This is a genomic window from Streptomyces sp. NPDC102514, from assembly GCF_055584525.1.
This window is the reverse complement of record NZ_JBVJLW010000011.1, coordinates 1-15,238: the sequence shown is the minus strand read 5'-3', so window position 1 is coordinate 15,238 and position 15,238 is coordinate 1. Positions and strand designations below refer to the sequence as shown.

Annotated in this window: 16 protein-coding genes; 11 read left to right on the top strand and 5 right to left on the bottom strand. The window is 69.0% G+C overall.

What is annotated here, in order from left to right; translation table 11 throughout:
* Positions 1–56: 56 nt before the first annotated feature.
* The 6 genes from aroA to ACZ60E_RS26315 all read left to right on the top strand — a co-directional run bounded on the left by aroA (position 57) and on the right by ACZ60E_RS26315 (position 7,034).
* Positions 57–1,379, top strand: coding sequence for a 3-phosphoshikimate 1-carboxyvinyltransferase (aroA, locus tag ACZ60E_RS26340; protein WP_365245681.1), 1,323 nt, complete (start codon positions 57–59; stop codon positions 1,377–1,379).
* Positions 1,376–2,905, top strand: a complete 1,530-nt coding sequence (gene gpmI, locus ACZ60E_RS26335) for a 2,3-bisphosphoglycerate-independent phosphoglycerate mutase (RefSeq protein WP_469443585.1) — start codon at positions 1,376–1,378, stop codon at positions 2,903–2,905. The genes aroA and gpmI overlap by 4 nt, the downstream gene beginning before the upstream one ends.
* The gene (locus ACZ60E_RS26330; RefSeq protein WP_469443583.1) at positions 2,902–3,264 is read left to right on the top strand and encodes a hypothetical protein; all 363 of its coding nucleotides are present in this window, start codon (positions 2,902–2,904) and stop codon (positions 3,262–3,264) included. Before gpmI ends, ACZ60E_RS26330 begins: the two co-directional genes overlap by 4 nt.
* Before the next feature lie 402 nt (positions 3,265–3,666).
* Positions 3,667–4,542: a phosphate ABC transporter substrate-binding protein gene (locus ACZ60E_RS26325; RefSeq protein ID WP_469443581.1), complete on the top strand. Its 876-nt coding sequence runs from the start codon at positions 3,667–3,669 to the stop codon at positions 4,540–4,542.
* Between the two features lie 3 nt (positions 4,543–4,545).
* On the top strand, positions 4,546–6,357 hold the full coding sequence (pstC, locus tag ACZ60E_RS26320; RefSeq protein ID WP_469443579.1) for a phosphate ABC transporter permease subunit PstC: 1,812 nt from the start codon (positions 4,546–4,548) through the stop codon (positions 6,355–6,357).
* Positions 6,345–7,034, top strand: coding sequence for a phosphate ABC transporter ATP-binding protein (locus ACZ60E_RS26315; RefSeq protein ID WP_469443577.1), 690 nt, complete (start codon positions 6,345–6,347; stop codon positions 7,032–7,034). The genes pstC and ACZ60E_RS26315 overlap by 13 nt, the downstream gene beginning before the upstream one ends.
* Before the next feature lie 127 nt (positions 7,035–7,161).
* Here the strand turns inward: ACZ60E_RS26315 and ACZ60E_RS26310 are convergent, their stop codons facing one another.
* Positions 7,162–7,503 (bottom strand): ArsR/SmtB family transcription factor, encoded by a 342-nt coding sequence (locus ACZ60E_RS26310; RefSeq protein ID WP_469443576.1) that lies wholly within the window; start codon positions 7,501–7,503, stop codon positions 7,162–7,164.
* Positions 7,504–7,616: 113 nt separating this feature from the next.
* A complete protein-coding gene (locus tag ACZ60E_RS26305) occupies positions 7,617–7,976 on the bottom strand; it encodes an ArsR/SmtB family transcription factor (protein ID WP_469443574.1) in 360 nt (119 codons plus the stop codon).
* A 163-nt stretch (positions 7,977–8,139) separates the two neighbouring features.
* Between ACZ60E_RS26305 and ACZ60E_RS26300 the strand changes: the two genes are divergently transcribed.
* The 4 genes from ACZ60E_RS26300 (at position 8,140) to ACZ60E_RS26285 (ending at position 11,843) form a co-directional block, all read left to right on the top strand.
* Positions 8,140–9,540 (top strand): FAD-dependent oxidoreductase, encoded by a 1,401-nt coding sequence (locus tag ACZ60E_RS26300; RefSeq protein WP_469443572.1) that lies wholly within the window; start codon positions 8,140–8,142, stop codon positions 9,538–9,540.
* Positions 9,541–9,603: 63 nt separating this feature from the next.
* Positions 9,604–10,062: an ArsI/CadI family heavy metal resistance metalloenzyme gene (locus ACZ60E_RS26295; protein WP_469443570.1), complete on the top strand. Its 459-nt coding sequence runs from the start codon at positions 9,604–9,606 to the stop codon at positions 10,060–10,062.
* A 7-nt stretch (positions 10,063–10,069) separates the two neighbouring features.
* Positions 10,070–11,293 (top strand): MFS transporter, encoded by a 1,224-nt coding sequence (locus tag ACZ60E_RS26290; protein WP_469443568.1) that lies wholly within the window; start codon positions 10,070–10,072, stop codon positions 11,291–11,293.
* A gap of 190 nt (positions 11,294–11,483) precedes the next feature.
* The gene (locus ACZ60E_RS26285; RefSeq protein ID WP_365245757.1) at positions 11,484–11,843 is read left to right on the top strand and encodes an ArsR/SmtB family transcription factor; all 360 of its coding nucleotides are present in this window, start codon (positions 11,484–11,486) and stop codon (positions 11,841–11,843) included.
* 89 nt (positions 11,844–11,932) lie between these two features.
* On the opposite strand, the gene ACZ60E_RS26280 is transcribed toward ACZ60E_RS26285, so the two are convergent.
* From ACZ60E_RS26280 to ACZ60E_RS26270, 3 genes are read right to left on the bottom strand one after another with little or no spacing between them, the layout of a single operon-like run.
* On the bottom strand, positions 11,933–12,997 hold the full coding sequence (locus ACZ60E_RS26280; protein ID WP_469443567.1) for an ArsO family NAD(P)H-dependent flavin-containing monooxygenase: 1,065 nt from the start codon (positions 12,995–12,997) through the stop codon (positions 11,933–11,935).
* A gap of 31 nt (positions 12,998–13,028) precedes the next feature.
* Entirely contained in the window at positions 13,029–14,138 is a 1,110-nt protein-coding gene (arsB, locus tag ACZ60E_RS26275; RefSeq protein ID WP_469443564.1) for an ACR3 family arsenite efflux transporter, read from the bottom strand.
* Positions 14,135–14,443: an ArsR/SmtB family transcription factor gene (locus tag ACZ60E_RS26270; RefSeq protein WP_469443562.1), complete on the bottom strand. Its 309-nt coding sequence runs from the start codon at positions 14,441–14,443 to the stop codon at positions 14,135–14,137. Before ACZ60E_RS26270 ends, arsB begins: the two co-directional genes overlap by 4 nt.
* A 92-nt stretch (positions 14,444–14,535) precedes the next feature.
* Here ACZ60E_RS26270 and ACZ60E_RS26265 point away from each other — a divergent pair, with 92 nt between their 5' ends.
* Positions 14,536–14,949, top strand: coding sequence for an arsenate reductase ArsC (locus tag ACZ60E_RS26265; RefSeq protein ID WP_469443561.1), 414 nt, complete (start codon positions 14,536–14,538; stop codon positions 14,947–14,949).
* The last annotated feature ends 289 nt before the right edge of the window (positions 14,950–15,238 follow it).

Here is a 15,238-nt window from a genome sequence, read left to right as displayed (position 1 = left end):
ACCGAACGAGTACAGGCATCACCCACCCGTTCCCCACCGCCTGCTGGAGGCAACGCATGTCCGCCACGTCCGACCCGCGCCTTGAGGCCGAGTCCGTCACCGTCCGGACATTGGCCGGTTTCGACGAGACCGTGAGGGTCCTCGGATCCAAGAGCTACACCAACCGCTACCTGGCCATCGCCTCCCTGTCCGGGCAGGAGACGGTCATCGACAACGCGCTGCTGTCCGACGACACCGTCTTCCTCTCCCGTGCCATCGAGGCGTTCGGCCACGTCACCTGCGACATCGATCATGCCACCGCCCGCATACGCGTCACTCCCACGGGCCGGCCCATGCGCGCCCCGAGCGAGGACATCTTCGTCGGCGGTGCGGGCACGCCCCTGCGCTTCCTGATCTCCATGGCCGGGCACGCCGAGGGCACCACCGTCATCACCGGCAACGCCCGCATGCAGGAACGTCCCATGGGAGACCTGCTGAAGGCACTGCCCGCACTCGGTGTGGACGCCACCGCGGTGCGCGGTAACGGCAGCCCGCCCATCCGGGTCGTCGGCGGCTCCTTCAAGGGCGGCGCCACCTCCATCAGCGGCGCCGTGTCCAGCCAGTTCACCTCCAGCCTGATCATCAACGCGCTGCGGGCCGAGACCGACACCGAGATCACCATCAGCGACGAGCTGGTCTCCAAGCCGTACGTGGAGATGACGCTCGCCGCGCTGAACGAGGTGGGCGTGAGCGTCGGCCGGGACGCCTACCGCAGGTTCACCGTCGCGGCCGGACAGCAGGCCCGCGGCGGGCAGGTCACCGTCGAGCCGGACGCCTCCGGCATGTCCTACTTCCTGGTCGCCGCCGCCGTCCTGGGCAGCCGCGTCGTCATCCCGGGTATCGGCGCGGGCTCCCACCAGGGCGACGTCCACCTCGTCGAAGCCCTTGAGCGGATGGGCTGTCGCACCGAGGTCGGCGACGACTCGATCACGGTGACCGGCGGGCCCCTGCACGGCATCGACATCGACATGGAGGCCATGCCCGACGTCGTGCCGTCCCTGGCCGTCGCCGCCGCGTACGCCGAAGGCACCACCCGTATCACCAACATCGCCTCCCTGCGGGTCAAGGAGTGCGACCGCATCGCCGCCGTCACGACCGAGCTGCGCAAGATGGGCATCGAGGTCGAGGAGCACGAGGACGCGATGTACATCACCGGCGGCACCCCGCACGGCGCGACCATCGACACCTACGACGACCACCGCATCGCCATGACCTTCGCCATCGCCGGTCTGCGGACCGAGGGCGTCGTCATCAAGGACCCCGGCTGCGTCGCGAAGTCCTTCCCCACCTTCTGGCAGACCCTCGACACCCTCCACCCCGGCCTGGAGAGCACCAAGTGAGCCTCTCCGAGCCGGTGTTCACGGGTCCGGGCATCCTGCTGGTCCTCGACGGCTGGGGCCACGCCGCCGCGTCCGACGACAACGCCCTGTCGCTGGCCCGCACCCCGGTCCTGGACCAGCTGGTGACCGGCCGAACCAGCACGCTGGCCGAGGCTTCAGGCGACGCGGTCGGCCTGCTGCCCGGCACGGTGGGCAACTCCGAGATCGGCCACATGGTCATCGGAGCGGGACGACCGCTGCCCTACGACAGTCTGCTGGTCCAGCAGCACATCGACTCCGGTGGTCTGCGCGACAACCCCCGTCTCGTGACTCTCCTGGACGGGCTCGCAGCCCGGGGAGGCGCCCTGCACCTGGTCGGCCTGTGCTCGGACGGCCAGATCCATGCGCACGTCGGGCACTTGAGCGAGCTGCTGGCCGCAGCCGCCGCCCGCCAGGTGCCCCGCGTGTGGATCCACGCCATCACCGACGGAAGGGACGTGGCCGACGGCACCGCCGGAACCTACCTGGCGCAGGTCACCGCCCTGACCGAGGCGGCCGGCACCGGACGGATCGCCAGCGTCGTCGGCCGCGGCTACGCCATGGACAAGGCCGGCAACGTCGACCTGACCGACCGGGCCGTCCATCTGGTGGCCGACACGGCAGGCATACACGTCGACACCGCAGCCGAGGCCGTGGAGGTTGCCGAACGCGGTGACGAGTGGGTGGCGCCGAGCACCGTGCAGGACGCGGCGCGCATCGCCGACAGTGACGGCCTGGTGTGGTTCAACTTCCGCAGCGACCGCATCCAGCAGTTCGCCGACCGTCTACTGAGCCACCTGACGGTCACCGGGCGCCTGGTGGACACCCTCAGCCTGGCCCAGTACGACACCCGCGCCGACATCCCCGCGCTGGTCCAACGCGCCGACGCTTCGGGTGGGTTGGCCGACGAGCTCACCGCCGCAGGCATACGCAGCGTGCGTATCGCCGAGGCGGAGAAGTTCGAGCACGTCACCTACTACATCAACGGTCGTGACGCCACGGCGCGCGACGGAGAGGAGCACATACGCATCACCGGCGAAGGCAAACCGAACTACATCACGCACCCCCGTATGAATCTGGATCGCGTGACGGCGGCCGTGGTCGAAACCGCCGGCCGCCCGGAGGTCGACCTGGTCATCGCCAACCTGGCCAACATCGACGTGGTCGGGCACACCGGGAACACGGCAGCCACCGTCATCGCCTGCGAGGCGACCGACGCCGCGGTCGGCCAGATCCTCGAAGCCGCCAGGGACAGTCGCCGATGGGTACTTGCCGTCGGTGACCACGGGAACGCCGAATGCATGACCAAGCAGGCACCGGACGGCACGGTCCGACCGTACGGCGGGCACACCACCAATCCCGTACCGCTGGTGATCGTACCTCCGGCCGCCGACACACCTGTACCCGCGCTGCCGCAGGCGGCCACGCTGGCCGATGTCGCCCCCACCGTCCTGCACCTGCTCGGGCACAAACCCGGATCCGCCATGACAGGAAGGCCCCTGCTGTGAGTCCACTCACCCCCACACCCACCAGCCCGGCGCTGTCACATCAGACTCCGGCACTGTCCGACTGTCTCAGCAAGCCCCACCTCGCAGCCGCCTTCACCGAGGACGCCACCGTCCGCAGGCTAGAGGCCGGCGGCATCGAGGGCGTACTCCACGAACCCGCCGACCGCTCGCGCGTGGTACTGGGCCTGCACAACCCGTCCGCGACCGAAGCCCGTATCAACCTCAGCACCCTGCTGCCCGAACGCGCCGACTGCACATGGCGCTTCCTCAGCGGTTCCATGCACACCAGCGACGCGGCCGACGGTATGTACGTCCACCTGGACGCGGCCGGCACGACGTGGCTCACCGCAGCCGCGTAGAGGAGGGCGCCAGGTTCCAGGTCACATAACACCTGGACACCGCGCGTCCAGGTGCTCGCGGGCATGAACCCGCCGGCACCGCCTCGCCAGATCCATGCAGCCTGCGCGGGGCAGCCCCCTACGGGTGTGCTGTCCCGCATCTCTCTTTCAGGGCACCGCCATCCCCGAAGGATCTGACATGCACATATTTTCACCGATCCCGGAATCGGCATGGGCAGCCACAACCGCTGCCCGCTCGGCCGGTCCGCTCACCCTGACCACCACCAGACGCAACCGGCCGAGGCGTTCCTCGTGGCCGGCCCTTCCTCGACGGGCGCACCAGTGACCGCCCCAGGGGCACCGCATCACGCCCCGCTCCCCCTCGCCCCACGTACAGCGGTCACGCCCGAAGGAAGGACCTCAGTGTTCATCAGCAAGAAGTTCCGCCACGCCTATCTCGTCACCTCGGTTCTGACAGTCATGTCGCTGGCAGGCTGCGCCGACAGCGATGCCGGAGGAAGCGGCGCCCTGCAGGTCAGCGGATCGACCACGGTCGCGCCGGTCGCCGCGGACGCGGCCCAGGCGCTCAAGGCCGACGGGCTCGACATCACCGTCGCCACTCAGGGCGGTTCGGCCGGCGGCATCTCCCAGCTCGCCGCGGGGCAGATCAACATCGCCATGAGCTCGAAGCCGCTGGCGAAGGAGGACAAGGCCGCCAACCCCGACACCGACTTCCTCACCACGCAGATCGGCGCCGATGCCGTGGGCGTCATCGTCACCAAGAAGGTCGCGGACGCCGGGGTCAAGAACCTCACCGCCGACCAGGTACGCGACCTGTTTGAGGGGAAGATCACCAACTGGTCGGAAGTCGGCGGCCCGGACCTCGACGTCTTCGTCTACGACAAGGAACCGGGACGGGGGACGCGGGAGGTCCTCGACAAGTACATCTACGGGGACGAGAAGGCTCCGCCGCCGCCGAAGTCCGGTAACTTCGCCATCGTCGGCGGCAACCTGGAGACCCGCAACAAGCTGGAATCCACGCCCGGCGCCGTGGCGCCGCTGTCCACCAGCTTCGTCGAAGGACGTGACGGCCTGGCCGCCGTGACACTGGACGGCATCGAGGCGTCCCCCGAGAACATCGCCTCGGGCAAGTACCCCATGTCCCGGCCGCTGTACCTGTTCACCAACGGCAAGCCCAAAGGCTCCGCAAAGAAGTTCATCGACTACGTGCTGACCACCAAGGGCCAGAAGCTGATGACCAAACACGGCTACCTGACCCTCAAGGAAATCGGTAAGTAGCCGATGCCCACCAAAACTCTGACGCGACCACCGGTCGCACCCGACACCGGCAGCCGCCCGCGCCCCTCCAAGTGGATCTGGACCTGGGCGTATACCGGCGCGTTCGCCATGGCAGCACTTCTCCTGGTCGTCATCGGCTATCTCGGCGCGGGAGTCGCCGGCGGCCACGTGGACTGGCCGCAGCTGCTGACCGAGTCCGAGTGGAGCCCGGCCAATTCCGTGTACGGCGGCCTGGCGATGGTCTACGGCACAGCCGTGGTGTGCGCCCTGGCCCTGGTCATCGCCGTGCCCATCAGCTGGGGAGCGGCCGTCGCGCTCTCGGAGTACCTTCCGCCGCGCCTGGCCCGGCCCCTGCGCATGTGCGTGGAGTTGCTCGCGGCCGTACCGTCCATCGTCTACGGCCTCATCGGCATCATGGTCGTCCGTCCGGTCATCGCGCGGATCGCCGACGTACCCGGCGGAGACAGTCTCGCCGCTGCCGGCATCGTCCTGGCCGTCATGATCACTCCCACGATCGTGGCCGTCAGTGTCGACGCGCTCGCCGCGGTGCCGGACCGGGTCCGTGAGGCCGCCTACTCGCTCGGCCTGACCCGCCGGGAGGTGGTGCGCTCGGCGGTGCTGCCGCTGGCGCGGTCCGGCATGCGGGCGGCTGTCCTGCTCGGTCTGGCCCGGGCCCTGGGTGAGGCCATCGCCGTGTTCCTGGTCGTGGGACGGGCGGACGGCCGAATGCCCACCAGCTTCGGGGAGTTCCTCGACTCGCTGAGCCATCCCGGACAGACGCTCACGACCAAGCTCGCCGGCCCGGAACCCGTCCTGGCAGGCACGTCCGGTCCCTACTTCGCCGCGATCTGCGGGCTCGGTCTCGTCCTCCTCGCGCTGGTCGCCGCCGCGACGGTCTGGGGCACGCGGGGCCGCAACCGCGGCGCGTCGACCGACCGCTCCCTGAAGTTCCGCGGCACTCCGCGGATGCGTCTCCAGCGGGACCGGCTGGCGATGACGCTGCGGCTGGGAGCTCTTCTTGTGCCCAGCGTCCTGCTGGTCGGCATGCTGGCTCTCCTGGTGACGCGGGGCAGTTCGGCGTTCAATCCGTCGTTCTGGTTCACGTCCGCGACCGGCGCGGCCGGAGGGGGCGTGCGGGACCAGATCGTCGGCACCGTACTGCTCATCGCCACCACGGGCATCCTGGCCCTGCCGCTCGGTTTCGGCGCGGGGGTCCTGATCGGCGTCCACACATCCGAACGCACGGCCCGCGTGCTGCAGACCGTCACCGTCATCCTCGGAGGTGCACCGACCATCCTGCTGGGCCTGGCCGGGTTCGTGACCCTGTCCACCACCATGGGCTGGGGCCGGTCCTGGCTGGCCGGTGCGATCGTGCTCGTGCCCGTCGTGGTGCCGGTGATAGCCCTGACCACGTCCGCCCGTGTACGGAGCATTCCCGCCGAACTGACGGAGAGCGCCATGTCCCTGGGGCTGACGCGCGCGCAGTACGTCCGCTCCGTCGTCGTCCCGTACACCTGGCCGGCGACCATCACCGGCCTGCTCCTCGGTCTGGCACGGGCCGCGGGCGAGACCGCCCCGCTGCTTTTCACGGCGACCGTCTTCTTCGGTGCGCCCACCGTACCGAGCGGCATCGTGGAATCACCGGTGCAGGCGCTGCCGACCCACATCTTCACGCTCTCCCAGGACTCGGGAGATCCCCAGGCCGTCACCCAGGCATGGGGAAGCGCCATGGTGCTCGTCCTGATCACCGCAGTACTTCTCAGCGTGGCGGTCGCGCTGCGCAACCGCTTCGAGGGGGAACGATGGACCACGTGATCGCCGTGCGCCAACTGTGCGTACGCAGCCGCGACAAGACCCTGGTGGGGCCGGTCTCGTTCACTGTCGAACACGGATCGACCACCGGGTTGTGCGGGCCCTCGGGCGCCGGTAAATCCACCATCCTGCGCGCGCTGGTGGAACTGCTTCCCAACGGGCTGACCCGGGACGGCGAACTGAAGGTCCTCGACCGGACGATCGCGCCCGGCAAGGGAGATGCCGACCTGCGGGCGAAGATCGTTCTCGTGCCGCAGATGCCGGTCGTCTTCGGGGGCAGCATTCTCGACAACGCCCTCTTCGGTCTGCGTCATGTGCTGCGTGCCTCCCAGGAGGTCCTCAAGGAGCGGGCGGAGAAGGCTCTGGAGGAGGCCGGGCTGTGGAAGGAGGTGGCCGACCGTCTCGACTCGCCCGCGCAGAACCTGTCCGCGGGCCAGCGCCAGCGGCTCTGTCTTGCCCGCGCCCTGGCTCTGGAGCCGGCCGGACTCCTGCTCGACGAGCCCACCAGCGCCCTCGACGAACGCAGCAGGGACAAGGTCGAAGAATCCATCGCGGCCCTCCACGGTCGCCGGGCGGTGCTTCTCGTCTCCCACGATCCGTCGCAGGTGGAGCGGCTGTGCGACACCACCGTCAATCTCGATCAGCCCGCGGCAGCGTCTCCTGCCGCCGCCGTGAGCTGATCACCACCATCACGACGAAAGGCTCGCAGCACCCCACGCTCCATCGGCTCAGCCTCTCCTCTCCGTACCGTGCCGCGCCCTGATCGCAGCGGTACGGAGCCAGAGACCGCCCTCTTCCCAGTGCTCACTAGACGTTGACCTGGCTGCGCTGGTGCAGGATCTGCATCAGCGCTGAGCGCACCCCCACACCCAATCTGTAGTAGATGAGGCGGCCTTCCCGCCTGCTCTCGACCAGGCCGATGCACCGCAGCCGCTTCAGGTGATGGCTGACGGTCGCCAAAGACACTCCCACATCGGGCAGTTCGTGCACCGCGACCTCTGCCCCGGACCGTTCCGCCAAGTGCATCAGAAGTTGCAGGCGGATGGGGTCCCCCAGCGTTTTGAACACGTTGGACCACCAGACCATGTCGGCCTCGCTCAGCTCCAGGCACGACCCGTCGCAGGCGGAGGCGGCCCCCCTCTGACACATGACGTCTCCCTCCCAGCGTCCCCTCTGGGATGCGCTACCGGTCGGCATGCCCCTCTGCGCCCGGAAGCAGCGCCTGGCCGACGCCACCATGCGGACCACCGGAGCCCGGCGGTTCAGGAGGTCTGTGACAGCAGGCCCGCCATGGCCGCCAACACTCCGGGAGCCACGCGGTAGTACACCCAACTGGCACGACGCTCCGACTCCAGGAGTCCGGCCTCACGCAACTTCCGCAGGTGATGGCTGACCGTGGGCTGGGAAACGCCCACGTCCTGGATGTCGCAGACACAGGCTTCACCACCCGGCCGGGCGGCGATGCGCGAGAACAGCCGCAGCCGGACAGGATCGGACAGCGCCTTGAACATGGCGGCGATCTTCTCCGAATCGGCAGCGGACAGCTCTTCCTTCCCCAGCGGCTGGCAGCACCAGGCCGTGGTGGTGTTCAGATCGGTGGAGTCCAAAGCCAGATTAGACATACCTCTATGTTGACAGTCATCAAATCATTTGCCAAGCGTGAAGCGGAACCCCCCTGCGCCCGTTCGGGCATGAATTCGATGAACTTCTATGTTGACGAACGTCGATCCCAGGCGCATGCTGGGCGACATCGACAAACATCGAAACCGAGGAGTCATCGCCATCATGGACGCTGCCCCCGCTCTGCCGGTCGTCGTCATCGGCGCCGGTCCCACCGGACTGGCCGCCGCAGCCCATCTGGCCGATCGCGGTCAGCGTGCTCTCGTTCTGGAATCCGGTCAATCCGCGGGCACGTCCGTACGCGAATGGGCACACGTACGCCTCTTCTCCACCTGGGGCGAGGTCGTCGACCCCGCAGCGGAAAAGCTCCTGACCCAGACGGGTTGGAGCAAGCCCGACGCAGACACCTACCCCAGCGGCGGCGACTGGGCCGAGCACTACCTGCAGCCGCTCGCCGACGCCCTCGGTGATCAGGTCCGTTACGAAGCCCAGGTCACCGGCGTCTCGAAGGCCGGCCGGGACCGCGTTGTGGACACCGACCGCGACGCACAGCCCTTCGTCGTGCACGTGCGGTACGCCGACGACCGCGAGGAGCGGATCCTCGCGGCTGCCGTGATCGATGCCTCCGGAACCTGGACCCAGCCCTCCCCGGCCGGCGGCAGCGGCCTGCCCGCCATCGGTGAACGGGCCGCGGCCGACCGCGTCAGCTACCGCGTCCCCGACCTCACGGACCCGGCCGTGCGTGAGCGCTACGCGAACAAACGCACGGCCGTCATCGGCTCGGGCGCCTCCGCCTTCACCGCCCTCTCCTCGCTCGCCGAACTGGCACGGGCGAAGGACGGCACGGACACGAAGACGGTATGGGTGCTGCGCCGCGGCATCTCCGGCTCCACCTTCGGCGGCGGGGAGGCCGACGAACTGCCCGCGCGGGGCGCTCTCGGCCTGGCGGCCAAGGCCGCCGTCGACGACGGCCACGCCGAGGCGGTCACCGGCTTCCGTACCGAAGCCATCGAAAGCGACACCGACGGCCGACTGGTCCTGGTGGACGAGGACGGACGGCGGCTGCAGCCGGTGGACGAGGTCATCGTCCTCACCGGGTTCCGCCCGGACCTGTCCTTCCTGTCCGAGGTGCGTCTGCGCCTGGACGAGCGCCTGGAAGCGCCGGTGGAACTCGCCCCGCTGATCGACCCCAACCAGCACTCGTGCGGCACCGTCTACCCGCACGGCCACCGGGAGCTGTCCCACCCCGACTCCGGCGTCTACCTCGTCGGCATGAAGAGCTACGGCCGTGCCCCCACATTCCTGGCGATGACCGGCTACGAGCAGGTCCGCTCCGTGGCAGCCGCCCTGGCGGGCGACACCGAAGCGGCCGACCGCGTGGAACTGGTCCTGCCGGAGACCGGCGTCTGCGGTGGCTCCGGACTGTTCGACACGGCCGACGCCTCCCCGGCCCCGACGGAAGGCTGCTGCGCCCCGGTCGCCTCGCAGCCGCTCCAGCTCCTCACCGTCTCCCCCGGCCCGGCAAGCACATCCAGCGGCTCGTCCAGCAGCCGCTGCAGCTCCTGAGCATCCCGACACCGGCCACGGCTTCGGGCAGCGCGCACCATCGAACCGGCAGGAGGAACGCCCGTGTCCCGCATACAACTCGCCCTTCGCGTACCTGACCTACAGGCCGCGATCACCTTCTACAGCAAGCTGTTCGGCACCGAGCCCGCCAAGCTGCGGGACGGTTACGCCAACTTCGCCGTCACCGAGCCCCCGCTCAAGCTCGTGCTCATCGAGGGAACGGCGGGCGAGGACACCCGCCTGGACCATCTCGGCGTCGAGGTGGCGTCCACCGAGGACGTCCAGGCCGCCACCGACCGGCTGGCCCGGACGGGACTGGCCACCACCGAGGAGAAGGACACCACCTGCTGCTACGCCCTCCAGGACAAGGTCTGGGTGCACGGCCCCGGCCAGGAGCCGTGGGAGGTGTACGTGGTGAAGGCCGACGCCGACACTCTGGCCAAGCAGACCGGCAGCTCCTGTTGCACCTCCGCGGGCGCCACCCGGTCCGACCAGCAGCCCGACACGGCCGGTTGCTGCTGACCGACTCATGAACGACCTCTCCACGGCCACCGCGGCCGCCGTCATGAAGCAACCGACGCGGCCGCGGGCGGCCCTGCCCGCCCTGTGCCTGACCCAGATCACCAGCTGGGGAATCGTCTACTACGCCTTCCCCGTCCTCAACCCGCAGATCACCGCAGCCACCGGCTGGACCCCGGCCGCCACCACGGCGGCCTTCTCCGCCGCTCTGCTCGTCTCCGCCGTGGCCGGTATCCGCATCGGCCGCATCCTGGACACCCGAGGCCCCCGTACGGTCATGACCACCGGCTCCGTCATCGGGACGGTCAGCCTGGTCGTCCTCGCCACGGCCCCCAACCTGGCCGTGTTCACCGCCGGTTGGCTGCTGGCCGGTCTCGCCATGGCGTCCACCTTCTACCAGCCCGCTTTCGCCGCGCTCACCCGCTGGTGGGCCCCCGGCCACGTCCGTGCCCTGACCACGGTCACTCTCGCCGGAGGACTGGCCTCCACCGTCTTCGCGCCACTGACCGCCCAGTTGGCCGGCCATTTCAGCTGGCGGCACACGTACCTGATCCTGGCCGCCGTCCTGGCCGTCGTGACCGTACCCGCCCACGCCTTCGCCCTACGGGGCCCCTGGCCACCCGCACCACCTCCGGTCGCAACCGGCGTGCCCGCCACCACGGCCGCCATCACCCGCAGCCGCCCCTTCCTCCTCCTGGCCACCGCCCTGACCCTCTCGGCGTTCGCGATGTACGCCGTGGTCATCACCCTCGTGCCCCTGCTGCTCGATCGCGGCTACACCGCGACCCAGGCCGCCTGGGCCCTGGGACTGGGTGGGGCCGGACAGACCCTCGGCCGCACGCTGTACGCCACACTGTCCCGCCGGACCTCACCCGCCCTGCGCGCCACTCTGCTGATCAGCCTGGGGGGAACGACCACCGCCGCCTTCGCACTCGTCCCCGGCCCGTACCCACTCCTGGCGGTCCTGGCCGTCGTTGCCGGCACCGTCCGCGGCAATCTGACCCTGCTGCAGGCCACCGCCGTCACCGATCGATGGGGCGCCAACCGGTACGGTCGCCTGTCCGGCATCCTCGCCGCCCCCATGACGACCGCCTCCGCGCTCGCCCCGTTCGCCGGCACCGCCCTGGCCATGCCCCTCGGCGGCTACCCCAGCCTGTTCATCGTCCTCACCCTGGTCTCGGCCGCCGCCGCACTCGTCGCCTGGCACACCACGCCGACGGGCCGGACGACCTGACGGCCGGAAATGACAGCATCACCGGCAACGCCCGCGCGATCCACTGTGTCCGACACTTGCCCCAACAACCGCGCAATCCTGGCCGAACGGCCACCCAATCCTGACCGAACGTACAGTCCGACCAATTATGATCGTGCCAAAGCGATCACACAGCGCTTATGGTCGGTACGTGGCTGTCATAGATCTGGAGATGTCGGAGGACGGGTTCCTCGAAGGCGGTACGTGCGGACCGGGGTTGAACTGCAAACCTCTGCAACGCGCGGAGGCCGAACAGTTGTCGGCGATGCTGCGAACCATCGCCGACCCCACCCGCCTGCAGCTGTTCCGCCTACTGGAACAAGCCCCCGACGGCGAAGCCTGTGTGTGCGACTTGGCCGACAGCCTGGAACTGCGCCAGTCCACCGTCAGCCACCACTTGAAGATCATGACCGAGGCCGGCCTCCTGGACCGCGAACGGCGCGGCACCTGGGCCTGGTTCTCCGTCAACCACGACGGCCTGCAACGCATCCGGGCCATCCTGGACCCGGCACCCAGGACCTCATCCGAGTGATCACCGCTGTCCGCTTCCTTCGAACGGGTAGCAACGGCACGTGAGTTGCGGGCGTCTGGTTCGCCGCAGACCTCGTGATGGCGCGAAGGTCAGCCTTCGGCGTCGAGGAGCGTGGCAATGTCGCGCGCCGCGTCGCGCGCCGGCCGTCCGACGCCGATGAGCGTGGCTGAGGCCGGGCCCGTCCAGTCGCCGTAGCCGAGAAGGTGCAGCCGAGGCTCCTGCAGACAGCGGGTGCCCTGGGTGGCGATACGGCCCCGTGAGCCCCGCAGGCCCAGGGGCGAAAGGTACAAGAGGGCCGGCCGGAAGCCCGTGCACCAGATCACCGCTTCGGCGCGCGCCCTCGTACCGTCGGCCCACACGACATCCTCGCGGTCGAACCGTACGAACATGGGCGACGTCTTCAGCAGCCCGGCGTCACGGGCCTCCCGCACCGCCGGTACGGCCACGATGTCGCCCAGTGCGGCGACGCCTTCGGTGTCGGTGCGGCCCTCGTCGAGTGCGCGGCGGCGGGCGGTGGCCGCATCGAACAGGGCGCGGCCGTCGATGTCGTCGGCGAGGAACCGCGGCGGGCGCCGGGTCACCCAGGTCAGTTCGGTGCCGTACGCGAGGTCGGCGGCGATCTGCGCCCCTGAGTTGCCACCCCCGACGACGATCACGCGACGCCCCGCGAAATCCTGCGGTGTCCGGTAGGAGACGGTGTGCAGCTGCCTGCCCGTGAAGCCCTCACGACCTCGGACGGCAGGGAGGAAGGGCCGCCACCAAGTGCCGGTCGCGCTGATCACCGCGCGTGCGTGCCAGGTGCCGGAGTCGGTGTCCACCTGCAGAAGCCGCCCGTCCTCGCGCACCCCGAGCACATGAACCGGCCGCCGTACGGGGAGTTCGTACCGCTTCTCGTAGTCCTCCAAGTACGCCACCACGTGCCCGGCAGTCGGGTACTCCTCGCCCGGCTGCGCCGGCATGAGCCGGCCGGGAAGAGAGGAGAAGGCGGCCGGGGAGAACAGGTGCAGCGAGTCCCAGGCGTGCTGCCAGGCCCCGCCGGGGGTGGGCTGGGCATCGAGGATGACGAAGTCCAGGCCCTGGCGGCGCAGGTGGTAGCCAGCGGCGAGCCCGGACTGGCCGCCGCCGATGACCACCACGTCGGCATGCCGCCTCATGCTGCCGGCGCGCGACCGTCGAGGCAGCTCATCAGTGATCCCTTCCCGCGGTGGTCAGCGCGGACGGGGCGAACTTCTTGCGCCAAGCCAGGGACACGTAGACCAGGCCGATCAGGACCGGGACTTCGATGAGTGGTCCCACGACGCCGGCGAGTGCCTGGCCCGAGGTGACGCCGAACGTGGCGATGGCGACGGCGATGGCCAGTTCGAAGTTGTTGCCCGCGGCGGTGAAGGCAAGGGTGGCCGTGCGGTCGTAGGCGAGACCGATCGCCTTGCCCAGCAGGAAGGTTCCGGCCCACATCACGGCGAAGTACACCAGCAGCGGCAGGGCGATGCGGACCACGTCCAGCGGCTGGGAGGTGATGGTCTCGCCCTGCAGAGCGAAGAGGATGACGATCATGAAGAGGAGACCGTACAGGGCCCAAGGACCGATCTTCGGAAGGAAGCCGGACTCGTACCTGTCGCGACCGAGTTTCTTCTCTCCGATCCGGCGGGTCAGGAACCCGGCCAGGAGCGGGACGCCGAGAAAAATGACGACGTTCAGAGCGATCTTCCACATGGAGATGTCGAGGTGCTCGCCGTCGCCGAGGCCGAGCCAGCCGGGCAGCAGATCGAGGTAGAACCAGCCGAGCAGACCGAAGGCCACGACCTGGAAGACCGAGTTGAGCGCCACGAGCACCGCGGCGGCTTCGCGGTCGCCGCACGCGAGGTCGTTCCAGATGATGACCATGGCGATGCAGCGGGCGAGCCCGACGACGATCAGACCGGTGCGGTACTCGGGCAGGTCCGGCAGGAAGATCCAGGCCAGCGCGAACATCACCGCTGGACCGATGATCCAGTTGATGACGAGCGACGAGGCCATGAGCCTGCGGTCGCCGGTGACGGCGTCGAGCTTGTCGTAGCGGACCTTTGCCAGGACCGGATACATCATGATCAGCAGGCCGACGGCGATGGGCAGCGAGATGCCGCCGATCTCGACCTTGGCAAGAGCGTCATCCAGGCCCGGAACGGCCCGGCCCAGACCGAGCCCGACGGCCATGGCGATGAGGATCCAGACGGCGAGGAAGCGGTCGAGCGTCGACAGCTTCGCGACGACCGAGGAATCCTCCACCGTGGTCGCGGGCGCTTCGGTGCGGGTCACGGACAGGCCCTCTTGTTCTCAGCGGCACTGCGGGCGGACGCGGCCAGGTCGGTGAACCGGCCGGCGAGCGAGGCGATGACGTCCGGGCGGATCTTGTAGTACGTGTAGCGGCCACACGGCTCGGTCTCGACGACTCCTGCCTCGCGCAGCACCTTCAAGTGGTTGGAGAGGTTGGTCTGCCGGGCACCGGTCTCCTCCACGAGGTGGGTGGTGCACAGCGTCTCTCTGGCCAGCAGGTTCACGATTTGCAGCCTGAGCGGGTCCGCCAGAACCCGGATCAGGTCAGCGTCGACTGACGTCATCATGCGCTGATAGTCTCATATCAGTGGTGGCTGACACCACCGGGTGCTGAAGTCATTCATGCCTGATGTGATAGTGAGACAAGAGAGACCTCCTCATGTCCGACAAGCCCTCCGTCCTGTTCGTCTGTGTACACAACGCAGGCCGTTCCCAGATGGCTGCCGCCTGGCTGACCCATCTGGCCGGAGACCGCGTCGAGGTCCGTTCCGCCGGCTCGAACCCGGGCGCCGACGTGAACCCGGCCGCCATCGGGGCCATGCGCGAGGTTGGCATCGACATCTCCGCCGAAGTGCCGAAGATGCTCACGGTGGACGCGGTCAGGGAGTCGGACGTCTGCATCACGATGGGCTGCGGCGACACCTGCCCGGTCTTCCCCGGCAAGCGGTACCTGGACTGGCAGCTCGACGACCCGGCGGGCCAGGGCGTGGAGGCCGTCCGCCCGATCCGGGACGAAATCAGGTTGCTGGTCGAGGGGCTGATCGAGGAGATCGCGCCGAGCCCAGAAGCATGAACACCGCGATGAACGTCTGCGAAGTCATCGCCACCGGTTCGGGCCTTTCGAGATGCACCGCCACGCTTTACGCTGCCCGCGCCGGCCTCCGACCGTTCATCTTTGGTGGCGCGACCTTCGTGGACGGCTCTCTTCAGATGCTGACCTCAAGACGATCGGCTCAGACTGACGTATGGACACCCTAAGCTCCCCTCGACTAGGACTCGTCCGGCCGATCATGTGACCGCTTCATGTCCGGGTCGTTGCTGTGGACATGGGGCGGGGTGATCTGAGTGATGCCGAGTGGGAG